This is a genomic window from Novosphingobium subterraneum (assembly GCF_000807925.1).
Lineage (GTDB): Bacteria > Pseudomonadota > Alphaproteobacteria > Sphingomonadales > Sphingomonadaceae > Novosphingobium > Novosphingobium subterraneum.
This window is the reverse complement of record NZ_JRVC01000004.1, coordinates 231,443-252,834: the sequence shown is the minus strand read 5'-3', so window position 1 is coordinate 252,834 and position 21,392 is coordinate 231,443. Positions and strand designations below refer to the sequence as shown.

Annotated in this window: 23 protein-coding genes and 4 tRNA genes; 8 read left to right on the top strand and 19 right to left on the bottom strand. The window is 63.2% G+C overall.

Annotated elements, in window-relative coordinates; genetic code table 11:
* Positions 1-11 precede the first annotated feature (11 nt).
* Positions 12-1,379 (bottom strand): DNA repair protein RadA, encoded by a 1,368-nt coding sequence (gene radA / locus NJ75_RS05870; RefSeq protein WP_039332308.1) that lies wholly within the window; start codon positions 1,377-1,379, stop codon positions 12-14.
* Positions 1,380-1,498: 119 nt separating this feature from the next.
* Between radA and NJ75_RS05865 the strand changes: the two genes are divergently transcribed.
* Positions 1,499-2,020 (top strand): hypothetical protein, encoded by a 522-nt coding sequence (locus NJ75_RS05865; RefSeq protein WP_156135719.1) that lies wholly within the window; start codon positions 1,499-1,501, stop codon positions 2,018-2,020.
* A 4-nt stretch (positions 2,021-2,024) separates the two neighbouring features.
* On the opposite strand, the gene NJ75_RS05860 is transcribed toward NJ75_RS05865, so the two are convergent.
* From NJ75_RS05860 to efp, 3 genes are all read right to left on the bottom strand, one after another.
* Positions 2,025-2,108 (bottom strand) — tRNA-Leu (locus tag NJ75_RS05860).
* Between the two features lie 40 nt (positions 2,109-2,148).
* A complete protein-coding gene (locus NJ75_RS05855; RefSeq protein WP_039332303.1) occupies positions 2,149-2,973 on the bottom strand; it encodes an inositol monophosphatase family protein in 825 nt (274 codons plus the stop codon).
* A 3-nt stretch (positions 2,974-2,976) separates the two neighbouring features.
* Positions 2,977-3,540 (bottom strand): elongation factor P, encoded by a 564-nt coding sequence (gene efp, locus NJ75_RS05850; RefSeq protein ID WP_039332301.1) that lies wholly within the window; start codon positions 3,538-3,540, stop codon positions 2,977-2,979.
* A 108-nt stretch (positions 3,541-3,648) separates the two neighbouring features.
* Between efp and NJ75_RS05845 the strand changes: the two genes are divergently transcribed.
* Positions 3,649-4,026 (top strand): hypothetical protein, encoded by a 378-nt coding sequence (locus NJ75_RS05845; protein WP_052242072.1) that lies wholly within the window; start codon positions 3,649-3,651, stop codon positions 4,024-4,026.
* On the opposite strand, the gene NJ75_RS05840 is transcribed toward NJ75_RS05845, so the two are convergent.
* The 3 genes from NJ75_RS05840 to thiE form a co-directional block, all read right to left on the bottom strand.
* On the bottom strand, positions 4,018-5,970 hold the full coding sequence (locus tag NJ75_RS05840; protein ID WP_039332299.1) for an OPT family oligopeptide transporter: 1,953 nt from the start codon (positions 5,968-5,970) through the stop codon (positions 4,018-4,020). The two genes, NJ75_RS05845 and NJ75_RS05840, sit on opposite strands and share 9 nt — an antisense overlap.
* A 64-nt stretch (positions 5,971-6,034) precedes the next feature.
* A complete protein-coding gene (locus NJ75_RS05835) occupies positions 6,035-7,207 on the bottom strand; it encodes a L,D-transpeptidase family protein (protein WP_039332297.1) in 1,173 nt (390 codons plus the stop codon).
* 55 nt (positions 7,208-7,262) lie between these two features.
* Positions 7,263-7,907 (bottom strand): thiamine phosphate synthase, encoded by a 645-nt coding sequence (gene thiE, locus NJ75_RS05830; RefSeq protein ID WP_039332295.1) that lies wholly within the window; start codon positions 7,905-7,907, stop codon positions 7,263-7,265.
* Between the two features lie 80 nt (positions 7,908-7,987).
* Between thiE and NJ75_RS23220 the strand changes: the two genes are divergently transcribed.
* Positions 7,988-8,350, top strand: a complete 363-nt coding sequence (locus tag NJ75_RS23220; RefSeq protein ID WP_052242070.1) for a hypothetical protein — start codon at positions 7,988-7,990, stop codon at positions 8,348-8,350.
* A gap of 70 nt (positions 8,351-8,420) precedes the next feature.
* On the opposite strand, the gene NJ75_RS05820 is transcribed toward NJ75_RS23220, so the two are convergent.
* The 5 genes from NJ75_RS05820 to tkt form a co-directional block, all read right to left on the bottom strand.
* A complete protein-coding gene (locus NJ75_RS05820; protein WP_039332294.1) occupies positions 8,421-9,326 on the bottom strand; it encodes a fructose bisphosphate aldolase in 906 nt (301 codons plus the stop codon).
* A gap of 175 nt (positions 9,327-9,501) precedes the next feature.
* A complete protein-coding gene (locus NJ75_RS05815) occupies positions 9,502-10,689 on the bottom strand; it encodes a phosphoglycerate kinase (RefSeq protein WP_039332291.1) in 1,188 nt (395 codons plus the stop codon).
* On the bottom strand, positions 10,686-11,156 hold the full coding sequence (locus tag NJ75_RS05810; protein ID WP_039332290.1) for an MOSC domain-containing protein: 471 nt from the start codon (positions 11,154-11,156) through the stop codon (positions 10,686-10,688). Before NJ75_RS05810 ends, NJ75_RS05815 begins: the two co-directional genes overlap by 4 nt.
* 12 nt (positions 11,157-11,168) lie before the next feature.
* A complete protein-coding gene (gap, locus tag NJ75_RS05805) occupies positions 11,169-12,176 on the bottom strand; it encodes a type I glyceraldehyde-3-phosphate dehydrogenase (protein ID WP_039332288.1) in 1,008 nt (335 codons plus the stop codon).
* A 21-nt stretch (positions 12,177-12,197) separates the two neighbouring features.
* Positions 12,198-14,165, bottom strand: coding sequence for a transketolase (gene tkt / locus NJ75_RS05800; RefSeq protein ID WP_039332286.1), 1,968 nt, complete (start codon positions 14,163-14,165; stop codon positions 12,198-12,200).
* Positions 14,166-14,385: 220 nt separating this feature from the next.
* Between tkt and NJ75_RS05795 the strand changes: the two genes are divergently transcribed.
* From NJ75_RS05795 to NJ75_RS05775, 5 genes are all read left to right on the top strand, one after another.
* Entirely contained in the window at positions 14,386-14,592 is a 207-nt protein-coding gene (locus NJ75_RS05795) for a hypothetical protein (RefSeq protein WP_156135718.1), read from the top strand.
* Positions 14,593-14,630: 38 nt separating this feature from the next.
* Positions 14,631-14,984: a cell division protein ZapA gene (locus tag NJ75_RS05790; RefSeq protein ID WP_039332283.1), complete on the top strand. Its 354-nt coding sequence runs from the start codon at positions 14,631-14,633 to the stop codon at positions 14,982-14,984.
* 197 nt (positions 14,985-15,181) lie between these two features.
* Complete coding sequence (locus NJ75_RS05785; protein ID WP_039332280.1) at positions 15,182-15,769, top strand: 5-formyltetrahydrofolate cyclo-ligase; 588 nt, start codon at positions 15,182-15,184, stop codon at positions 15,767-15,769.
* Positions 15,766-15,984, top strand: coding sequence for a DUF2842 domain-containing protein (locus NJ75_RS05780; protein ID WP_039332278.1), 219 nt, complete (start codon positions 15,766-15,768; stop codon positions 15,982-15,984). The genes NJ75_RS05785 and NJ75_RS05780 overlap by 4 nt, the downstream gene beginning before the upstream one ends.
* Positions 15,985-16,052: 68 nt before the next feature.
* A complete protein-coding gene (locus NJ75_RS05775; protein ID WP_039332276.1) occupies positions 16,053-16,430 on the top strand; it encodes a limonene-1,2-epoxide hydrolase family protein in 378 nt (125 codons plus the stop codon).
* Between the two features lie 53 nt (positions 16,431-16,483).
* Here the strand turns inward: NJ75_RS05775 and NJ75_RS05770 are convergent.
* The 7 genes from NJ75_RS05770 to NJ75_RS05740 form a co-directional block, all read right to left on the bottom strand.
* A tRNA-Asp gene (locus NJ75_RS05770) sits at positions 16,484-16,560 on the bottom strand.
* 41 nt (positions 16,561-16,601) lie between these two features.
* Positions 16,602-16,678, bottom strand: a tRNA-Asp gene (locus tag NJ75_RS05765).
* A gap of 138 nt (positions 16,679-16,816) precedes the next feature.
* Positions 16,817-16,893 (bottom strand) — tRNA-Asp (locus NJ75_RS05760).
* Between the two features lie 103 nt (positions 16,894-16,996).
* Positions 16,997-17,569 carry a YdeI/OmpD-associated family protein gene (locus NJ75_RS05755; protein WP_039332274.1) on the bottom strand — a complete coding sequence of 191 codons (573 nt, stop codon included), beginning with the start codon at positions 17,567-17,569 and terminating at the stop codon, positions 16,997-16,999.
* 29 nt (positions 17,570-17,598) lie between these two features.
* Entirely contained in the window at positions 17,599-18,945 is a 1,347-nt protein-coding gene (locus tag NJ75_RS05750; RefSeq protein WP_039332272.1) for a dihydrolipoamide acetyltransferase family protein, read from the bottom strand.
* Between the two features lie 4 nt (positions 18,946-18,949).
* Positions 18,950-20,005, bottom strand: coding sequence for an alpha-ketoacid dehydrogenase subunit beta (locus NJ75_RS05745; RefSeq protein WP_039332271.1), 1,056 nt, complete (start codon positions 20,003-20,005; stop codon positions 18,950-18,952).
* Complete coding sequence (locus tag NJ75_RS05740) at positions 20,002-21,297, bottom strand: 3-methyl-2-oxobutanoate dehydrogenase (2-methylpropanoyl-transferring) subunit alpha (protein WP_236727071.1); 1,296 nt, start codon at positions 21,295-21,297, stop codon at positions 20,002-20,004. Before NJ75_RS05740 ends, NJ75_RS05745 begins: the two co-directional genes overlap by 4 nt.
* Positions 21,298-21,392: the final 95 nt, after the last annotated feature.

The following is a 21,392-nucleotide window of genomic DNA, read 5'->3' as shown; positions in this document are numbered from 1 at the left end:
GCGCCGCGAGCCTATGAGCCGCCCATTATGCGGTCAATGAGATTTGGCAGCAGCTTGAGCGGGGAGTAGCGCAGACCGTCGACCTTTTCCGCGCCTGCTTCGGGTCCGCAGCCGAGGCTGAAACCCAGCTTGGCCGCTTCGCGCAGGCGAACGGGTGTGTGGGCCACCGGGCGGACTTCGCCAGCGAGCGAGACCTCCCCGAACCAGATCGAAGCGGCAGGCAAAGGGCGGTCCGACAAGGCGGAGATCAGCGCTGCGGCCACGGCAAGGTCGGCGGCCGGGTCGGTCAGGCGGTAACCGCCGGCGACATTGAGATAGACTTCGGCCGTCGAAAAGCTCAAGCCGCATCGGGCTTCGAGCACCGCCAGCAACATTGCAAGCCGGCCACTGTCCCACCCAACCACGGCGCGCCGCGGGGTGGCCCCGCTCGCGAGTCGGACCGTGAGCGCCTGTATTTCAACCAGCACCGGCCTCGTGCCTTCAAGCGCCGGGAAGACTGCGCTGCCCGCGACCTGATCCTCACGCCCTGAAAGGAACAGCATCGAGGGATTGCCGACCTCTTCCAGCCCTGCCCCGGCCATTGCGAAGACGCCGATCTCGTCCACGGCGCCGAAGCGGTTCTTGATTGCGCGTAGGATGCGATACTGGTGGCTGCGCTCCCCTTCGAAGCTCATGACCACATCGACCATGTGTTCGAGCACGCGCGGGCCCGCGATCGAGCCGTCCTTGGTAACGTGGCCGACCAGCACCAGCGAGACGCCGGTTTCCTTGGCATAGCGGATAAGTTCGAACGCGCAGCCGCGTACCTGGCTGACCGTGCCCGGTGCACCTTCGATCTGGTCCGAATGCATCGTCTGGATCGAATCGATCACCAGCAGCGAGGGCGGGTTCATCGATCCCAGCGTGGTCAGAATGTCCCGCACCGATGTAGCCGAAGCCAGTTGGATCGGCGCCTTGCCGAGGCCGAGGCGGTCAGCCCGCAGACGAACCTGATCCGACGCTTCTTCGCCGCTGATGTAGACTGCCTCGCCACCGGCCATCGCGATCTTCGCCGCCGCCTGAAGGAGCAAGGTTGACTTGCCGATGCCCGGATCACCGCCCATCAGGACAGCACAACCGGGCACAAGCCCGCCGCCCAGTGCCCGATCGAACTCGGCAATGCCTGTGGACCGGCGCACCGGAAGCGCGACCGGCGCATCGAGCGGCACGAAAGCAACGCGGCGGCCGCCACTCGACAGGTCATGCTTGGCCGAAAAGATCGTTTCCGGCGCTTCTTCGATCAGCGTGTTCCATTCGCTGCAATCGACACATTGCCCCTGCCAGCGGGTGGTGACGCTGCCACAGGCCTGGCAGACAAAGCGACGTTTGGGTTTGGCCATGGATTGCGATTACCAGAACATAGGCGGAACGCAAGCGCATCTCCGCCATTTCCGTAGCTCTTTGCTAACCATGCTGTGGGGCATCATCCTTAACGGCGGATCAGGTATGTCCCTTAGCCATGGCCGCGCCGTCTGATCATTTTCTGGGTATCCAGCCCCGGATGTACCGCCACTTTGCGGTACTCACCGTTGCCCTGTCGACCGTGATTGCCGTGTTCGCCAACGGCGATGCTCAGGAGGCGATGGCGCAGGCCGACCGTCATGCCGAGCGCCAGGCTGCCAAGGCGCGGAGCGGCAAGGCCAAGTTGGTGGACAACCGCTCCAGCCAGCGCAAGTCGTCCTCGGGACAGGCCGGCTTCAATGGCCAGTTCGGCGCGCCCATGGATGGCAGCGGGATGTCGGACGGCAACAGCAGCATCATTCCCGAAGGAATGACGACCGCGCCCGGCACGATCATCATCGAGGTTGATCAGGCTGCACTTGCCCGGATGACTCCTGCGCAACGCGCAGCCTATCTGCGGAAACTTGAGGAAGAACGGAAGAAGCGCCTCGAACAGGGGCAGATGACGCCGACGCCCGAGCAGGTCAGCGCGCTTGCCGCGCAATCGGCGCTGCGATCCGGATCGGATGCTGTCGATTAGGGAATGGTGCCCCTGGCCCGACTCGAACGGGCACGTATTTCTACAAACGATTTTGAGTCGTTCGCGTCTACCATTCCGCCACAGGGGCACTGGACGGCACCGGCCTTAGCCAGCGCCGTCCTGCAACGTCAAGCGTTACGGAGTGCGCCAACAAGAAGCTTGTGGAGCTTCGAGTGCAGCGCATCGTTGCCGGCGAGGATCGTCTCGTCGCAGATCGGGTGCGAGCGCCCCTTGTAATCGGACACGAAACCGCCGGCTTCGCGCACGAGAAGGCAACCTGCTGCCGTATCCCAGGGATAGAGACCGGATTCCCAGAATCCGTCGAAGCGGCCCGCTGCGACCCAGGCAAGGTCGAGCGAGGCGACGCCGAAACGGCGGATACCGGCAATGCGGGGGCCCAACTCGCTGTAGATGCGAATCCATTCACCCATGTCACCCCGGCCGGAGAACGGAATGCCAGTGGCAATCAGCGCCTCGTCGAGATGGCGACGCGCCGAAACGCGCAACCGGCGGTCCTGCAGCCATGCACCTTGCGACTTTTCGGCCCAGAAGCTTTCGTCGGTGATCGGCTGATAGACGAGCGCTGCGGTGACTTCGCCCCAGCCCTTCCCATCCAGCGTGGGTTCCTGCACGGCGATCGAGATCGCGAAATGCGGAATGCCATGGAGGAAATTGCTGGTGCCGTCGAGCGGATCGATGATGAAGCGCGGCTTGCCCGGCTCACCGGCGATCTCACCACCTTCTTCCATCAGGAAGCCCCAGCCCGGACGTGCCGCGCGGAGTTCATCCCACAGCGTGCGTTCGGCGTGCTGGTCGGCCTTCGAGACGAAGTCCGCCGGGCCCTTCTTGCTGACCTGAAGATGCTCGATCTCGCCGAAGTCGCGGCGCAGGCGGCCACCCGCCTTGCGCGCCGCGCGCTCCATCACGCGCATCAGGCCGGAAATGGCTGCCATCGATCAGTTCGCCTTGCCGACGTAGCTGCGCTCATACACGTCGACGACGATGCGCGTGCCGCTCTCGATGTGCGGCGGCACCATCACACGCACGCCATTGTCGAGGATGGCGGGCTTGTACGACGAAGAGGCGGTCTGGCCCTTCACCACGGCGTCGGCTTCGACGATGGTGGCTTCCACCTGTTCCGGCAGCTGCACCGAGATCGGGCGCTCGTCATACATTTCGAGAAGTACGGTCATGCCATCCTGCAGGAACGCCGCGGCATCGCCGAGCAGATCCTTGGGCAGGTTGATCTGGTCGTAGGTCTCGACGTCCATGAACACCAGGTCCTCGCCCTCGGCGTAAAGGAACTGGAAGTCCTTGGTGTCGAGGCGGACGCGCTCGACAGTGTCGGCGCTGCGGAAGCGGACGTTGGTCTTGCGGCCGTCGATGAGGTTCTTCATCTCGACCTGCATGAAGGCGCCGCCCTTGCCGGGCTGGGTATGCTGGGTCTTGGCGACCTTCCAGATGCCCTTTTCGTATTCCAGGATATTGCCCGGACGGATGTCCACGCCGCTGATCTTCATGATGGAAAGAGCCTTACCGTGAGTAGGGAAGCGCGGCCCTTAGCGGTTCGGGCCCAAAGCTTCAAGCGCGATTGCCCAACGCTGCTGCCACGTGCTAGCGCAACGAGCATGAAGCGCATGGTTGTTTTCGCAGTCGGAGTTCTCGGTCTTGCTGGCGTTGCCCAGGCGGTGCCGGGCGGCAGGCTGATGGTCCTGCCCAAGGGCGGCTGGACTTGCGAAGTGCCGGGCGATGCCGCGGTGCTTCCGGTCGAGAAGCCTGAACTGGGGTTCAAGACGATCCCGGATTCGAGCTATATCGCACCTGATGGATCGCGCGGCACCTATCTGCGCCTGGCAGACCGGGTGACGATCACCAGCGGCGTGTTCGCCGGCCGCCGCTTCCAGATGGACGGCGAGGAAATCCTGCGCGAACTGGCGACGGACGATACGCAACTCAACCTGCGTTGCGTTCATGCCGGGCCGGTCAACCTCTCTACCTCAGGCTGATCCCACGGCACTGTCACGCCGCATGCGCCAGTAGGCGTAGGCGATGATGCTCCCGAACGCGATCACGCCGAATGGCAGCGCGCCCGGGAAGTCCTCGACCACAGCCAGGGCATCGGGATTGTCGGTAGCCGCGACGATTGCGGCGTAGGCAATGTTGAACAGGCTGTCACCGACGATCAGGCCGGTGGCGGTGAGGACGCCCATGCGCTCGGCAAATTCGGGCGCGGACTGGCGGGCGGCCCATCCATTGTAAAGGTGGCCAAGTACCGCGCCAACGATCACCATCGCCGTGACCGAGGTTGGCAGGTACATGCCCATGCCGACAGCGAGCGGCGGGAGCGAGCGGTTGCCGGTACGCTTCAGAATCTCGTCGACGAAGATAACGCCCACGCCGATCGCGGCGCCGAGGCCGACGAGGTTCCAGTCAAGATTGCCGCCGAGCACCCCTTGGGCAATGGCGGAGATCAGCGAGGCCTGCGGGGCCGAAAGCGCGTTCTCGCCTGCGCCTGGCGCTCCCTGGAAGCCGAAGGTTGAGTTGAGCAGGTCTAGGATCGGCGGGATCACGAGTGCCCCGAACAGCACGCCCAACACGAGAGCGACCTGCTGACGCCACGGCGTTGCGCCGACGAGCTGGCCGGTCTTGAGGTCCTGCAGGTTGTCGTTGGAGATCGTCGCGACGCCGAACACGATGGCGGTGACGAACAGGGCGAAGGCGACCAGCGCCTTGGTGTCATCCTCGCCCAGGCCTCGTCCGAACAGGCCAAGGAGAAGGAGCGAGATGCCAAGCGCGGCGAGGATTCCAACGCCGGAAATCGGGCTGTTCGACGCGCCGATCAGGCCGGCCATGTAACCGCAGACCGAGGCGATGATGATGCCGGCGACGAGGACGTAGACTACAGATGTGATCAGCGATAGCCCGAGCGCGGCCGCGACGGGGCCTCCGGTGGCGAAGTCTGCCAGCAGCAGGGCAATCGGGATCATCGCCGCAAGGATGGTTCCCCCCACGATGCCGATGGGAATGTCACGCTCGGTCAGGTCAAGGCTGCCCATTCCGGCACCGCTGCGGGCGCGGTTGGCAGCGATGGCCGCAGTCACTCCCTTCACGATCGGTCCAATTACGCGAAGCAGCGTCCAGATCGCCGCGACACCGATCGTGCCAGCGCCGATGAAGCGGATCTTCTGGCGGAAAACCGTGCCGACGAATTCGGACAGTTCGGTTCCGGCCGGAATCCCGCCTGCCGTCAGTTGTGGAAGCAGAATGCCGAAGCTGATCACAATACCGACGAGCATGGCGATACCGACGGCAAGTCCAACGAGGTGGCCAACGCCGACCAGGGCGAGCGACAGTCCACCGGTCAACATCGAGCCGCCGGTTCCGACCTTGAACGCCCCGCCCACTTCCTCGACGGCCAGCTTCATCTTGGCGAGCAACGGGTAGAGCGCAGCGAGGAGCCCTCCTGCAGTCACTGCAGCAAGACCCTTCCGGTTCTCCTCCGCGCCACCGACCCCTGCCCCCACCTTTAGAACTTCAGCGGCGGCAACGCCTTCGGGATAGGGAAGGTCGGACCCGGTCACCAAGGCTCGGCGCAGCGGCACCGAGTACATCACGCCGAGGATGCCGCCGACGGCAATGACTGCGACCGACTCCCAGTAGGGAAAGTCTGCCCACCAACCGACCATGACGAGGCCGGGGAGTACGAACACGATCGCCGATAGCGTGCCCGCCGAACTCGCAATCGTCTGGACGATGTTGTTCTCCTGGATGGTTGCGCCCGAAAACGCACGCAGAACAGCCATGGAGATCACAGCCGCAGGGATTGAAGTCGCGAACGTCAGGCCGATACGCAAGCCAAGGTAGACGTTGGCGGCCGTGAACACGATCGTCAGGATCGCGCCCAGAACCACGCCACGAAGTGTCAGTTCCCTTGGGACCATGCCGCTCATTTCCGCTCCATCCGGTGTAACAGGTGGCCTGTCTTGCACGATGAAGCACGCATGGGAAGCGGCATCAGCTTACAAACGAAACCTTCGTCGCACCCGTTACCATCTGCGCGAGCCGGGCTGCGTCCCAGTTCGTCAGACGAACGCAGCCGTGGCTTTCAGCGCGTCCGATGGTCTGCGGCTCAGGGGTGCCGTGGATGCCGTAGTGCTCCTTGGAAAGGTCGATCCAGACAACGCCCACGGGGCCGTTCGGTCCGGGCGGAAGGAGATGTTCGCCCTTGCTGTCGGGCACGTCCCAGAACAGGCTGGCGTCGTAAGAAAATTCGGGGTTGTAGGACGTTCCGTTGATCTTCCAGTCGCCGAGCGGCAGTGGATCATGGGAAGAGCCGGTTGTCACGGTGAAGACGGCCACCAGCTTGTCCGACTTGTCGTAGGCTTCGAGAGTCCCCATGGACTTGCTGACGACGATGCGCGCAGCTTCAGGCTGAGCGTCGCTCACGCCAAGCATGGCCAGTGTCGAAAGCCAGCCCTTGTTATCGACCATGCCGGGATCAAGGCGGTCGCCACCGGTGTTAGGCACGCGAAGCTGCATTCCGGCGCGGTACGGTTCGACCGGGGGTGTGTCGGCTGTGGGCGGGTTGCGAGTCTGGCGCTCTTTCATTGAAGCTTCGCGCGCTGCTGCTTCTTGCGCCAGGGCGGGATTCAATCCCCGCAACACCTCTGGCGTGGTATGAAAGCGCTCGGCCAGCTTCTCCTCGAGCGATGTGTAGCCGATTTCCGAAAGCTTGGCCTGCTGCGCCGGGTCCTTGGGCAGCGGTGCATAGCGGCCTGCGGCGAACTCTTCGGGAATCGTGACGACGCGTGTTGCCGCAATATTCGACCAGCGCGACAGGGCCTTCATCGTGGCATCATCGAACTTGCCAGTCACAGGCAGGTCGTTTGCCTTCTGGAAACCGCTCACGGCATTTGTCGTCGATAGGCCGGTCTTGCCGTCGATGATGCCGGGTGAGAACCCGAGCCGTTCCAAAACTACTTGCGCCTGCATGACCGGACGCGCCGCGTCTTCCTGTTGTGGCGGCTGACCCGGGGCGGGATCGTTCGACGCCATGGGAGCCGCGAACGCAGGCGTACTTGCCACCGTCTCGCTCGGGGCTGGTTCAGGCTTGTTCGAATTGCAGGCGCTGAGGCTCAGGGCACTCAGTACGAGTAAGGACGACGCGGCTAGGTTGAAACGGGACATTGGCGCTCCGGAGACATTTCCTCTCCAGAACCCCCTGCCCTTGCCGCCGGTTCCGTCAGCTATCCTCGTTCAGTCGCGGATTTGCCCGGATGGCGTCGAAGAAAGCTGCCACGTTGGCCACTTCGTCGCCACCCCACACCGCATTGCTGACCGCCAGGAAGTCAGCGCCGGCCTGTATCAGCGGCGCGCAATTCTGGGGCGTGATTCCTCCGATCGCAACGCACGGCAGCTCGAAGATCGACTGCCACCATTCGAGGAGGTCGAGTCCGGCGACGTGCTTGGTGTCCTTGGTGCTGGAAGGAAAGAAGGCGCCGAAGGCAACATAGTCCGCCCCCGCCTCGCCCGCGTCCATGGCGAGATGCCGGCTGTCGTGGCAGGTAACGCCAATCTGCGCATTACGGCCTAGGCGGTCGCGGGCGTCCTTCACGTCACCATCATCCTGCCCAAGGTGCACGCCGTCGGCACCGAGACGCTTGGCCAGGCTGATCGAATCGTTGACGATGAAAGCCACGTCACGGTCCGCGCAGATGCGCTGGAGCGGCTCGGCAAGGCGCGCAGCCTCGTGCTCGTCCACGTCCTTCACCCGGAACTGGAATGCGGCCACCGGCCCTGCATCAAGGGCGCGCACGAGCCTGTCAGGAAAAGTGCCCGCAACATCGAGGGGCGAGATCAGGTAGAGTTCGGAGGAAAGCTTTGCCATGGCGCGCGCCTTATCGGTTAGCCGCCGCTGCTGCAACTTCGGTTCCGGAACGGTTCATCCGGCGGGAGCATTGTCGGGGGATGACCAAAGCCTTCCTTGCCCTTGTCCCTGCGGTTGCTCTTGCCGCCTGCGCCACCACCACGAAACCAGAACGCACCGATGGGAACGCGATGGTTGGCCAGACAACACTCGTCGGCGCCGACAAGATCCGGGTCGATTCGCTGATCGAAGACAGCCGTTGTCCGATGAATGCGCGTTGCGTCTGGGCTGGCCGCGTGATCGTCGAAGCAACCCTGCAGCGCGGCGGCACGTTCGAGACCAGGCGCTTCACTCTTGGGGAGCCGACCGATGGGATCATGCTCGATACAGTCGAGCCCGGCCGTCTTGCTGGCAAGAAGCTGAAGCCATCGGACTACCTGTTTCACTTCAGCGTCGCGCGATGACCCCACAATAAAACACCCCGCCCCGGCTGTGCCGGTGACGGGGTGGCCTTTCCGTCCTCTCAAACGGTAATCAGGCGGCGACGAGAGTCTTCTGCGTCGAGCCGGTATAGATTTCGTCGATTGCCGCAGCGAGCGAAGCGTCGAATTCCGCGTCGGTCATCTGGTGACGCAAGTCTTCAAGCAGGGCGCGGCTGAAGCTGGCGATGATGCCCGTATTCTTGGCGAGTTCGACGCAAGCCTCGGGACGCTTGTATCCGCCCGACAGTGCCACCACGCGAAGCACCTTGGGGTGCGCGACGAGCGGGTCGAACGTGCACGGCACGATCGGCAGCGACAGCTTGAGCATCACCTGCGTGCCTTCGGGCAGGGCATCGAGGTTCTTGAGGATTTCTTCCAGCAGGATCGCGTCGCACTCGGCGCGGGTCTCGCTCTTGATGTTTACCTCAGGCTCGATGATCGGCATCATGCCGTGGCTGAGCACTTGATTGCCGACTTCGAACTGCTGCGCAACCACGGCAGCAATGCCTTCGCGGTTGGCCGAGTTGATGACCGAGCGTTCCTTGGTGCCATAGACGCCCAGAGCCTTCGAACGGGTCAGCAGGTCGTCAAGTGTCGGCATCGGCTTCATCAGCTGGACGCCGTTTGCCTCGTCCTCGAGGCCCTTGTCGATCTTGATGAAGGGTACGACGCCCTTTTCGATCAGCGCCTGCGGAACCGACTTGCCATCAACCGTGCCGTCCATCGTACGCTCGAACAGGATGGCGCCGATGACCTTCTCACCCGAAAAAGCATCCGAACGAATGATGCGGGCGCGCATCTCGTGGATCAGGCCGAACATTTCCTCTTCCGAGGCCCACGCGCCTTCTTCGATGCCATAGCCCTTGAGAGCCTTCGGCGTCGAACCGCCCGACTGGTCAAGTGCGGCAATGAAGCCGTTGCCGGAGGCCATCTTCGCGGTCATTTCGGTCGTGTTCATCAGCGGGTCCTGTTCCTTGCAGAAACGGCGGAATTCCGTCTCCGCATACCTATGCGTAAAAGCGCTTTTGAAAGACGCTCCCGAAGATCCAAGAGCGTCTGAAATGGCGCATACCTATGCGGTTATGCGCCATAAAGGAGCGCGTGCCGCAGTGCAACACGCGCTCCGGAATTTTTTAGCGTTCGAGGGCTGCCACGCCCGGCAGTTCCTTGCCTTCCATCCATTCGAGGAACGCACCGCCGGCCGTCGATATGTAGCTGAAATCGGCGGCAACACCGGCGTGGTTGAGCGCGGCCACAGTGTCTCCACCACCGGCAACAGAAACCAGCGACCCTTCCTTTGTCAGCGCAGCGGCCGTCTTGGCCAGAGCGACAGTGGCCGCATCGAACGGCTCGGTCTCGAACGCGCCCATCGGACCGTTCCACACCAGCGTACGGCAGGTCTTCAACGCGTCGCCCAGAGCCTCGACGGCGGCAGGCCCCACGTCGAGGATCATCTCATCCTCGGCAACCTCATGGACGTTGCAGGTACGCAAGCTGGCTGGGTTGGCCGCGAATTCCTTGGACACAACCACGTCGTAGGGCAGGTGGACAGTGCAGCCCGCCTTGTCGGCATTGTCGAGGATTTGCTCGGCGGTGTTGGTCAGGTCGTGTTCGCACAGCGACTTGCCGACATTGACCCCGCGCGCGGCGAGGAAGGTATTGGCCATGCCACCACCGATGATCAGGTGATCGACCTTGGTCACAAGATGCTTGAGCACGTCGAGCTTGGTCGAGACCTTGGCACCGCCGACAACGGCCGCGACCGGACGTTCCGGCTCGCCCAAGGCCTTCTGCAGAGCCTTGAGTTCGGCCTCCATGGCGCGACCAGCGTAAGCGGGCAGCACGTGGGCCAGGCCTTCGGTCGAGGCGTGGGCGCGGTGTGCAGCCGAGAAGGCATCGTTGACGTAGATATCGCCGAGGCTGGCGAAGCGCTCGATCACAGCCGGATCGTTCTTCTCCTCGCCGCCGAAGAAGCGGGTATTTTCAAGCACCGCGATAGCCCCCGGCGCAAGTGCCGCGACCGCAGCCTTGTCGCCTTCCCAGTCGATGTAGCTGACCGGGCGGCCCAGCACGTGAGACAATGGCTCTGCCAGCTTCTTCAGCGAGAATTCTTCCGAAGGCTGCCCCTTCGGACGGCCGAAATGCGCCAGCACCAGAACCTTGGCGCCCTTGTCCGATAGCTCGTTCAGCGTGGCAACGGTGGCGCGAAGGCGCGTGTCGTCGCTCACCACGCCGTCCTGCATCGGCACGTTGAGGTCCTCGCGAACCAGCACGGTCTTGCCGGTCAGATCGCCGATATCGTCCAGAGTCTTGAAGCTCATTCCTCGATCCTCACTTCGTCGCCGACGGCAATTTCGCCATCGCTGATCACCCGGCCGAGCACCCCGCCGCGCCAGTCAGGCATCAGCGCAAGTTTCAGGCCGGGCAGTATTTGGTCCATGCGGCTGCACGGGTCGCATTCGCAGGTTGTCTCGATCCGCAGGCTCTTGCCAATGGCGATGACCTTCCCAGCCTCGCGGGGCAAGCGGATGCCACGGACCAGCAGGTTCGCTCGGCGCACGTGCCAGGGAAGCATTTCATCTGCGGTCAGCTTGAGGTCCGCCAGAGCGGCATCCCAGCTTTCGGCTTCCATCAGCGAGACCTGCCTGCGACCGGATTTGCCGGGACGGATTGCCCCGCGCAGGTCACCGCGAACACCAAGTTCGCGCGTGACGGAAACGTGATCGAGCGTCTCGATAGGCCCGCGCGGCCGGTCATGCCGTGCAATGCCTCCGAGACGCCCGCTCATCGCGTCAGTTCCTCAGAGGAACTTCGCCATTGCGCCCGCGGTGTCGAGCATGCGGTTGGAGAAGCCCCACTCGTTATCGTACCACGACAGGACGCGAACCAGCTTGCCTTCAAGCACGGCGGTCTCGAGGCTGTCGATGGTCGACGAGTGCGGATCGTGGTTGAAGTCGATCGAGACCAGCGGCTCTTCCGTGTAGCCCAGCACGCCCTTCAGCGCACCTTCGGCAGCGGCCTTGAGCAGCCCGTTGACTTCTTCGACGGTGGTGTCGCGCTTCGGCGTGAAGGTCAGGTCAACGACCGAGACGTTCGGGGTCGGGACGCGGATCGACGAACCGTCGAGCTTGCCCTTGAGATCGGGCAGAACTTCACCCACGGCAACGGCGGCGCCGGTGCTGGTCGGGATCATGTTCATGGCAGCGGCACGGGCACGACGCGGGTCCTTGTGGATCTGGTCGAGAATCTTCTGGTCGTTGGTGTACGAGTGGATCGTGGTCATCAGGCCACGCTCGATGCCGATCGATTCATGCAGGACCTTGGCCATCGGCGCGAGGCAGTTGGTCGTGCACGAGGCGTTCGAGACGATCAGGTGATCGCCGGTCAGCTTGTCGTGGTTCACGCCATAGACGACGGTCAGGTCGACACCCTTGGCCGGTGCCGAGATGAGCACGCGCTTGGCGCCTGCATCGAGGTGCTTCTGGCCGCCGGCGCGATCGGTGAAGAAACCGGTGCATTCCAGCGCGATGTCGATGCCGTTGGCGGCGTGAGGCAGGTTGGCCGGGTCCTTCTCGGCGGTCACCTGAATGCGCTTGCCATCGACGATCAGATCGTTGCCGTCGACCGAAACGTCGCCCGCGAACGCGCCGTGGACGCTGTCGCGCTTGAACAGCAGGGCGTTGGCCTTGGCATCGGCCAGGTCGTTGATCGAGACCAGCTCAAGGCCGCAATCGGGCCGTTCGAGGATGGCGCGGGCGACGTTGCGCCCGATGCGTCCGAAACCGTTGATTGCAACCTTGATCGCCATGTCAGGTATCTCCTGTTTGAATTACGAAACCCGCGAGAGGATCTGCGGGACAATCTTTTCGGCGGTAAGGCCGAAGTGATCATAGAGGGCGTCGATCGGAGCCGAAGCGCCGAAGGTATCGATGCCGATCGACAGGCCATCACCGACATACTTCTGCCAGCCAAGAGTGACGCCAGCCTCGATCGACACCTTGAGCGCGTCTGCAGGCAGGAGGTCTGCCTTGTAGGCGGCGTCCTGTTCGTCGAACAGTTCCCAGCACGGAACCGAGACAACGTCGGCGCCGAGGCCCTTTTCTTCCAGAGCTGCAGCAACCTTCATCGCCACTTCGACTTCGGAGCCAGTTGCCAGCAGCACGACCTTGCGTGCGGCCGACGACGAAACGAGACGATAGGCGCCCTTGGCACTCTTCATTTCGGCGTCGAAGCGGACCGGCGGCAGGTTCTGGCGGGTCAGCGCGAGGACCGACGGGCGATCCTTGTTGGCCAGCGCCAGGGCCCACGCTTCCGCCGTTTCGATGGCGTCGGCCGGGCGGAACACCAGCAGGTTCGGAATCATGCGCAGGCTCATGACATGCTCGACCGGCTGATGGGTCGGGCCGTCTTCGCCAAGCCCGATCGAATCGTGGGTGAACACGTAGATCGCGCGAACGTGCTGCAGGGCCGACATGCGCACGGCGTTGCGGCAATAGTCGGAAAACACCAGGAAGGTGCCGCCGTAGGGAATGATTCCTCCGTGCAGCGCCATGCCGTTCATCGCGGCGGCCATGCCGAACTCGCGGATGCCGTAGTAGACATAGCGGCCGTCGTAGCTTTCCGGCGTGAACGGGGCGGTCGATTTGGTCTTGGTGTTGTTCGAACCGGTAAGATCCGCCGAACCACCGACCATCTCGGGCACGTTTGCAGTGAACGCCTCGAGCGCCATTTCGCTGGACTTGCGGGTCGCAACCTTGGGCGGGGTGGCGATCAGCGACTGGATGTAGGCATCGAAACCTGTATCGGCCGGAAGGTCACCTGCCATGCGGCGGGCGAGTTCGGCGGACTGCGGGTTGGCTGCAGCGCGCTTTTCCCACTCGGCGCGAGCGGCCTTGCCGGCTTCTGCCGACGTGCGCCAGTTGGCAAGGATATCTGCCGGGATTTCGAACGGCGCCGAAGTCCAACCAAGATATTCGCGGGCGGCGGCGATTTCGTCAGCGCCGAGCGGCGCGCCGTGAACGTTGTGGCCACCCTGCTTGTTGGGCGCACCTTTGCCGATCACCGTACGGCAGGCGACCAGCGACGGACGCGGATCTGCCTTGGCTTCGGCAAGGGCGCGGGCGATGTCGGCAAAGTCATGACCGTCGCACGAGGTCACGTGCCAGCCTGAAGCAGTGTAGCGTCCGAGGATGTCTTCGTTGGTCGACAGCGACGTGTCGCCATCGATGGTGATCTTGTTGTCGTCCCACAGGACATTTAGGCGGCCGAGCTTGAGCGTCCCGGCAAGGCCCACGGCTTCGTGGTTGATGCCTTCCATGAGGCACCCGTCACCGGCGACAACCCAGGTGTGGTGGTCAACCAGGTCATCACCGAACTGCGCGTTGAGATGACGCTCGGCCATCGCGAAGCCGACGGCCATGGCAAGGCCCTGCCCCAGCGGGCCGGTGGTGCATTCGACGCCCGGGATCAGGAAGTTCTCGGGGTGACCGGCGCAGACGCTGTCGATCTGGCGGAACTTGCGGATGTCCTCCATCGTCGGGCTTTCGTAGCCCGTCAGGTGAAGGAGCGCATAGATCAGCATCGAGCCGTGACCGGCCGACAGGATGAAGCGGTCACGGTCGGACCACTTCGGCGCGGCAGGATCGTGCTTCAGGAACTGCGTCCACAGCACCGTCGCCACGTCGGCCATGCCCATGGGCATGCCGGGGTGACCGGAATTGGCTGCCTGAACCGCGTCCATGGCAAGCGCACGGATCGCGTTGGCCATGGGAGCCAGCGCGGTGGAATCGCGTGTCATGCTGAAAAAGCCCTTCCCTGCGAGCGGCCGAACGGCTGTGGCCGCATGAATCCGGTGATTCGGAGCGGGGTCTCTTTGGTCACCATAGGGCCAAGGGTCAAGGCTGGCAGGGCGGCTTCTTTATTGCAGATGCACAATGTGAGCTTCTGCGCCCGACTTTCCCCGGCGCAGTCCTGCCATGGTGTTGCGCGTCCATGCGATTGTGCTAGCGTGCCAAGCCATGGCGACGGAAGCACTCGGCGCCGCTCTGGACCGGCTTGAGCAGGCGCTCATGCGGGTCGAAGGAGCGGTCGCGCAACAGGGAACCACAGGGGCTGCAGCGGGCGAAGAGCTGGCGCTGCTCAAGGTTCGTCATCGACGCCTGAAGGACACGGTCGCCCAGGAATTGCGACAGCTTGATCTGTTGCTGGCAGGTCTTCCGAAATGAGCCCGCTATTATGAGCCCCTTGGCATGAGCCCTCTGTCATGAGCAACGTCAGTCTACCGATCGGCGGCCGCAACTTCGCGGTGTCCTGCGCTGACGGCGAGGAAGCCCATATCGAGATGCTCGGCCGCATGGTCGACGAACGTGCTCGCAAGATCGGTGGCCAGCAAAGCGAGACGCGGATGCTTCTGTTCGCGGCATTGATGATGGCAGACGAGCTGCACGAAGCGCACAAGGGCGCTCCTGCCCCTGATGCCGCACAACCGGTAACGCCCGCTCCCGCCTCGATCGAAAGCACAGAAATCGACCCTGCCATGGTCGATCGCGTCAACGCATTGGCAGAACGCATCGAAAAACTCGCTGCCGCCCTTGAGCAAGGGCCGGTCAGCGCCTAACTAGGTCGTGACGGGATCTGCCCGGCACGAGCCGCATGAACATCCCTGAGGCTATAAGCAATCCAAGGGGGCTGCCCCTGTCTGGGATCCTGGTCCCGGGCAAGCGGTCCCCACCTGACGTCGAGGCGTCAGAGGATTTTCCGAGCAAACGACCCATGGTGGGCCCGTCACCCCCTCCTTTCTGTCCGGAGCACCTTGTGGAAGCCAAGAATGCGTTGCGCACCGAATTTAGAGCGCGGCGCAATGCCCACGTCGCAGCGCTCGATGCCCGCGTGAAGGCGCTGATGTTCCGCCGGCCGCCCTCGCCCGTCATGGCGATGGTACCGGAAGGAGCGACCGTCGGGATCTATCTCGCCGGCCCGGCAGAGGCACCGGCAACCGCCTACGCGCAGGTGCTGCATGAGGCCGGTCACAAGATCGCACTGCCGTGGTTTGCCGACCGCTCGTCGCCGATGGTGTTTCGCGAGTGGAGTTCGCCGTGGGTGGACGAACTGCTCGCGCCCGGACCGTGGAAGGGCATAGTCCAACCGGCAGAGGATGCCGCAGAGGTCGTGCCCGAAGTGCTTTTCGTGCCCCTGGTTGCTTTCAGCGCCGATGGTGGGCGCATTGGCCAGGGCGGCGGTCATTACGACCGCTGGCTTGAAGCGCATCCGTCCACCCTTCCCATCGGCCTTGCCTGGGACTGCCAGCTGGTCGAGCACCTGCCCCGCGAGGCGCATGACGCCCCGCTGTATGCCGTGGTAACGCCGACGCGAATCTATGGTCCGTGGGAGCGCCAAAGGTGAGGGAAGATTACAAGCCGACCTGGCGCAAGCCCGTTGGCATTCTCGGTCTGGTCCTGGGCCTGATCGTTTATGCGTTGGGCGTCGCTGCTTTGTCCGGCGTCATCGGGCAATGGCACGTCCTGCTGCAGACCCTTGCCTACATCGTGCTTGGAACCGTCTGGCTCCTGCCGCTGCGGCGCTTCCTGATCTGGATGGAAACCGGCCGCTGGGGTTGAGCGCAAAGGTTGCTGGACAGTGCAACGCGATTCCTTACCCTTTTGCCTAACGCAAAGGGGAGAATGGCATGCCTGGTCCAATTGAAACCGTCGAGGCCTTCTGCGCGATGTGGGAGCAACCCGGCGGATTTGCCGCTGCGGTGCGGGAATACTTCACAGAGCAGACCGATTACGAAAACGTGGGGATGACCCACACCATCGGCATCGAGCAAGGCCTTGCGCTGGTCGCAGGCTTCGAAAACGACATGGGGATTGCGCGCATCAAGGTCGACATGCTGGCGATTGCTGCCAACGGCAATACGGTCTTGACCGAGCGGGTCGATCACATGATCAACGCTGCAGGCGAGACTTTCGTATCCCTGCGCCTAATGGGTATTTTCGAGGTGCTTGACGGCAAGATCGTGAAGTGGCGCGATTACTTCGACACCGCGCCGTTCAAGGGTTAGGCGCTCTGAACGCGAAAGGGCGCCCTGAGGCGCCCTTTGCATCGCATCTGACGTGGCGCGAGTGACGGGGCTCGAACCCGCGACCTCCGGCGTGACAGGCCGGCACTCTAACCAACTGAGCTACACCCGCGTAACGTCAAAAAAGTGCCGCGAAGGCACCGTACCAAGTGGTGGCGCGAGTGACGGGGCTCGAACCCGCGACCTCCGGCGTGACAGGCCGGCACTCTAACCAACTGAGCTACACCCGCGTACCTCTTGGAAGCCGCGCCTCTATGGCAGGCCGTGTGGGCTGTCAACGGGCTTGAAAGCGGGAATTTTTCCACAACGGAGCGCCGCGTGGCGCACAAAGAAAAAGGCGCCCGGAGGCGCCTTCTTCATCATCCCAATGGCGCGAGTGACGGGGCTCGAACCCGCGACCTCCGGCGTGACAGGCCGGCACTCTAACCAACTGAGCTACACCCGCTCGCCGTTGGGAGCGCCGCCTCTATGGCAGCTTTTGCAGGCTGTCAACGCTCAACCACGAGCATTTGGCCTCGATCGACATTTTCTTCTCGCCGCCTGTGCCTTCAGCAATTCTGGTACTTCCAATTGCGGCTCTTGCCTTCGCCAATCCATTCGACCGCCTGCGCAATGCGCTTGTCCCGCGTGGGTTCGGTCTTCGCCTCGACGATCCATTCGATGTACTCCCGGCGCTGACCGGGAGGCATTGCCGCAAAGCGCTCTGCTTGCCCAGCGACTGCCAGAGCGGCGCTGAAGGGTTCGGGGAGTTCCGGCACTGGCTTGGGGGAAGCGCGCGGCAACTTTGCCTTTGGCGCAGAAAGCCGGGCGACGGCGGAGTTCAGTCGTTCGACAACAGTGGCCTCGTCCGGGAAATTCTCGAGCGATGCGATCCTGCGAAACGGACCCGTCCCACCCGCTACCTCGTCGTTATGGAAGAAGATCGAGACATGGGCCTTGAAGGCCGCCATGCCTGCCAGGTTCTTTCCGCCCAACGTGAAGTGCGGCATGCCCCACTTGATGGCTTCGACGCATTCGGGCACCTCGCGATGCACCAGCGCCCGAAAATGCTCGAGAACCGGTCGAGCGAATGCTCCTGCATTCGCGATATGCTGATCGATGCGCGGATCGGTCGTCGGCATGTGTACCTCCGATCCGCACATCTATCACATCAGTCAGCCAGTAGCAGCACCGGCGTTTCGATGAGCTTCTTGATTCCCTGGACAAAGCTTGCGGCATCGTGGCCGTCGACCACGCGATGGTCGCAGCTGATCGAGATGTTCATCAGCTTGCGCTTCTCGATGCGCTCGCCACCCATGCCGTCGGGCACGAACATCGGCCGCTCGATTATCCGGTTGGGTCCGATGATGGCGACTTCGGGCCGGTTGATCACCGGGGTCGTCGCCACGCCGCCCAAGGGTCCGAGCGACGTGACGGTGAGGGTCGAGCCCGAAAGCTCATCCGACTTGGCGCTGCCATTACGCGCCGCTTCAGCAAGACGGCCAATCTCGCGCGCAAGCTGCCACAGGTTGAGGGACTGCGCATTGCGGATCACCGGCACCATCAGGCCCGCCGGCGTCTGCGCCGCCATGCCGAGATGGACCGCTCCGTAACGGGTCACCACGCCAGCTTCGTCATCGTAGCGGGCATTGATCATCGGGAATTGCGGCAGGGTACGACAGATCGCGGTGATGAGCAGCGGCAGCATCGTCAGCTTGGGCTTGTCGCCGCGGCTGCTGTTGAGCTGTTCGCGCATCACTTCAAGTGCCGTAACGTCGCACTCTTCGACATAGGAGAAGTGCGGAATGTGGCGCTTTGATGCCGCCATGTTCTCGGCAATGCGGCGGCGCATACCAATGACCTTGATCACCTCATCGCCACGCTCCGGACCGGCGGAGCGATAGCCCCCCGTTGCATTGTAGGCGAGGAACTGATCGAGATCCGCATGGCGCACGCGCCCTTCCTCGGACGGGCGCACTTCGGACAGATCGATGCCGAGATCGCGCGCACGCTGGCGGACGGCCGGGCTCGCGAGGACCTTGGCATCGTAGCCGCGGCGAACTTGCTCGACCGCCTGCGCGGGAGCAGGCTTAGGCACTGCCGTGGCAGGCGGAGGTGGCGGTGGAGAAGGTGGCGGCGGTGCAGCTGCCTCAACCCGCGCCGCGTCGCCAGCGTCCGACGTCTCGACCTCGATGCGCTCTTCAACGATTTCCGCCTTGGGCGCGGGCGCGGGCGCAGGGGCTGGCGCCGCAGCAGGCGCCTGCGCCTCCCCTTCCCCTTCGGTCTCGATGACAACCAGTGCCGAACCAATCGCTACCACATCACCGACTTCGCCCGCGATCGAGACGACCTTGCCCGCCACGGGGCTTTCCATTTCGACCGTTGCCTTGTCGGTCATCATGTCGGCCAAGCGGCCATCTTCCTCGACCATGTCGCCCACGGCGACGTGCCAGGCCACGATCTCGGCCTCGGCGATGCCTTCGCCGATGTCGGGCAGGCGGAATGTATAGGTTCCCATGGCTTCAGGCTTTCGTAAGGCGGTCGATGGCCTCGCCGATGCGGACAGGGCCTGGGAAGTAGGCCCATTCGAGGCTGTGTGGATAGGGGGTGTCAAAACCCGTCACGCGCTCGATCGGGGCTTCGAGGTGATAGAAGCAGCGCTCCTGAACCAGAGCCGAGAGTTCTGCACCGAAGCCCGAAGTGCGCGTCGCTTCATGGACGATCAGGCATTTGCCGGTCTTTTCCACCGACTTTTCCACCGTCTCGATGTCGAGTGGAACCAGGGTGCGCAAGTCGATGATCTCGGCATCAACGCCCTTTTCCGCGCAAACCGCGGCGGCCACGTGGACCATGGTGCCGTAGGCCAAGACCGTGAAAGCGTTGCCCGGACGGACGATGCGGGCCTTGCCCAGGGGAATCGAATAGTAGCCTTCAGGCACCGCGCTGTCGGCATGCTTCGACCACGGCTCGACCGGCTTGTCGTAATAGCCATTGAACGGGCCGTTATAGATGCGCTTCGGTTCAAAGAAGATCACCGGATCGTTATCCTCGATCGCCGAGATCAGCAGGCCCTTTGCATCGTGCGGGTTGCTCGGCACGACCGTCTTCAGGCCGGCGACATGCGTGAACAGCGCCTCGGGGCTCTGGCTATGCGTCTGCCCCCCGAAGATGCCGCCGCCGAACGGCGAGCGCACGGTCATCGGCGCGATGAACTCGCCGGCCGAACGATAGCGCAAGCGTGCCGCTTCCGACACCAACTGGTCGAGCCCCGGATAGATGTAGTCGGCAAACTGGATCTCGGGCACGGGGCGCAGGCCATAAGCGCCCATGCCGACAGCCACGCCAATGATCCCGCACTCGCTGATCGGCGTGTCGAACACGCGGGTCTTGCCGTACTTCTTCTGCAGGCCCGCAGTGGCGCGGAACACGCCACCAAAATAGCCGACATCCTCTCCCATCACGACAACGTTGGGATCGCGCTCCATCATGATGTCGAGCGCATCGTTGATTGCCTCGATCATGTTGAGACGGCGGGTCGGAGCCTCGGCGAGGCTGACCGGCGATTCTTCGTGGGTCATGGCTGCTTCCCCTCCTCGGACCACTCTGGCCATTTGACCCGACGCTCGTGAATTGCCTGCTCGCTCTGCTCCCGAAGGTGCCAGGGCAAGTCTTCGAACACGTCTTCGAACATGGTGTGGAACGGGTGATGCAGGCCGTGGCCGAGAATGCCGTTCTTTTCAGCTTCCTTGGTCGCGGCCTTGACCATGTCCATCAGTTCGCGATCCATCGCGGCGTGCTGCTCTTCGGACCACTCACCAAGCGCGATCAGATGCTGCTTGAGCCGATTGATCGGATCTCCAAGCGGCCACTCCTCACGCTCGTGCGCCGAACGATACTGGCCAGGATCGTCCGAGGTCGAATGTCCCTCGGCGCGATAGGTGAAGTGCTCGATCAGCGTGGGTCCAGCGTTCGATCGAGCGCGGTCTGCTGCCCACTTGGTGGCCGCATAGACTGCCAGGGGGTCGTTGCCGTCCACCCGCAGCCCAGCCATGCCATAACCGATTGCGCGAGCGGCAAAGGTGGTACGCTCGGCGCCGGCAAATCCCGAAAAGCTCGAGATCGCCCACTGGTTGTTGACGACATTGAAGATGACCGGCGCGTTGTAGACGGTTGCGAAGGTCATCGCTGAATGGAAGTCCCCCTCTGCCGTCGATCCCTCGCCGATCCAGGTGGCCGCAATCCGGGTGTCACCCTTGATCGCGCTGGCCATCGCCCAGCCCACCGCTTGTGGATACTGCGTGGCGAGGTTGCCGCTGATCGTGAAGAACGAAGCCTCACGCGCCGAATACATGATCGGCAGCTGACGCCCCTTCAGCTTGTCCGCCCGGTTCGAGTAGATCTGGTTTATCATCTCGACGATCGGGTAGCCCCGCGAAATCAGGATACCCTGCTGGCGGTAGCTCGGAAAGACCATGTCGTCAGATGCCAAGGCCATTGCCGGGGCCACGGAGGTTGCCTCTTCCCCCGTACACTTCATGTAGAAGCTGGTCTTGCCCTGCCGTTGGCCGCGATACATGCGGTCGTCGAAGGCCCGGGTCAGCGCCATGGTGCGAAGCATCCGCCGCAAGGTTTCGGCATCGAGCTTCGGATCCCATGGCCCGATTGCGCGATGATCGTCGCCCAGCACGCGAACCAAGTCGAAACACAGCTCCTGCGTTTCAGCTGCGGTGCACTGCTCGTCAGGACGCGGCTGCGCACCGGCGGGCGGGATTTCGAGGTGCGAATAATCGACCTCGTCGCCCGGCCGGAACTTCGGTTCCGGCACATGCAGCGCCAACGGCGCCATGTTGCCGCGCACGCTTCCGCTCATGCTGCGAACACCTGCATCTGAACTCTCCCACATCGAATCGCGCTTTCCATATGGAAAAGCATGACAGACGCAAAGTTATATACTCTTGTTATTTT

What these genes read in the sequence shown, in the direction of transcription:
- radA (WP_039332308.1), bottom strand. Translation starts at nt 1,379, where the DNA reads ATGGCCAAACCCAAACGTCGCTTTGTCTGCCAGGCCTGTGGCAGCGTC.
- NJ75_RS05865 (WP_156135719.1), top strand. Translation starts at nt 1,499, where the DNA reads ATGGCCGCGCCGTCTGATCATTTTCTGGGTATCCAGCCCCGGATGTAC.
- NJ75_RS05855 (WP_039332303.1), bottom strand. Translation starts at nt 2,973, where the DNA reads ATGGCAGCCATTTCCGGCCTGATGCGCGTGATGGAGCGCGCGGCGCGC.
- efp (WP_039332301.1), bottom strand. Translation starts at nt 3,540, where the DNA reads ATGAAGATCAGCGGCGTGGACATCCGTCCGGGCAATATCCTGGAATAC.
- NJ75_RS05845 (WP_052242072.1), top strand. Translation starts at nt 3,649, where the DNA reads ATGAAGCGCATGGTTGTTTTCGCAGTCGGAGTTCTCGGTCTTGCTGGC.
- NJ75_RS05840 (WP_039332299.1), bottom strand. Translation starts at nt 5,970, where the DNA reads ATGAGCGGCATGGTCCCAAGGGAACTGACACTTCGTGGCGTGGTTCTG.
- NJ75_RS05835 (WP_039332297.1), bottom strand. Translation starts at nt 7,207, where the DNA reads ATGTCCCGTTTCAACCTAGCCGCGTCGTCCTTACTCGTACTGAGTGCC.
- thiE (WP_039332295.1), bottom strand. Translation starts at nt 7,907, where the DNA reads ATGGCAAAGCTTTCCTCCGAACTCTACCTGATCTCGCCCCTCGATGTT.
- NJ75_RS23220 (WP_052242070.1), top strand. Translation starts at nt 7,988, where the DNA reads ATGACCAAAGCCTTCCTTGCCCTTGTCCCTGCGGTTGCTCTTGCCGCC.
- NJ75_RS05820 (WP_039332294.1), bottom strand. Translation starts at nt 9,326, where the DNA reads ATGAACACGACCGAAATGACCGCGAAGATGGCCTCCGGCAACGGCTTC.
- NJ75_RS05815 (WP_039332291.1), bottom strand. Translation starts at nt 10,689, where the DNA reads ATGAGCTTCAAGACTCTGGACGATATCGGCGATCTGACCGGCAAGACC.
- NJ75_RS05810 (WP_039332290.1), bottom strand. Translation starts at nt 11,156, where the DNA reads ATGAGCGGGCGTCTCGGAGGCATTGCACGGCATGACCGGCCGCGCGGG.
- gap (WP_039332288.1), bottom strand. Translation starts at nt 12,176, where the DNA reads ATGGCGATCAAGGTTGCAATCAACGGTTTCGGACGCATCGGGCGCAAC.
- tkt (WP_039332286.1), bottom strand. Translation starts at nt 14,165, where the DNA reads ATGACACGCGATTCCACCGCGCTGGCTCCCATGGCCAACGCGATCCGT.
- NJ75_RS05795 (WP_156135718.1), top strand. Translation starts at nt 14,386, where the DNA reads ATGGCGACGGAAGCACTCGGCGCCGCTCTGGACCGGCTTGAGCAGGCG.
- NJ75_RS05790 (WP_039332283.1), top strand. Translation starts at nt 14,631, where the DNA reads ATGAGCAACGTCAGTCTACCGATCGGCGGCCGCAACTTCGCGGTGTCC.
- NJ75_RS05775 (WP_039332276.1), top strand. Translation starts at nt 16,053, where the DNA reads ATGCCTGGTCCAATTGAAACCGTCGAGGCCTTCTGCGCGATGTGGGAG.
- NJ75_RS05755 (WP_039332274.1), bottom strand. Translation starts at nt 17,569, where the DNA reads ATGCCGACGACCGATCCGCGCATCGATCAGCATATCGCGAATGCAGGA.
- NJ75_RS05750 (WP_039332272.1), bottom strand. Translation starts at nt 18,945, where the DNA reads ATGGGAACCTATACATTCCGCCTGCCCGACATCGGCGAAGGCATCGCC.
- NJ75_RS05745 (WP_039332271.1), bottom strand. Translation starts at nt 20,005, where the DNA reads ATGACCCACGAAGAATCGCCGGTCAGCCTCGCCGAGGCTCCGACCCGC.
- NJ75_RS05740 (WP_236727071.1), bottom strand. Translation starts at nt 21,297, where the DNA reads ATGAGCGGAAGCGTGCGCGGCAACATGGCGCCGTTGGCGCTGCATGTG.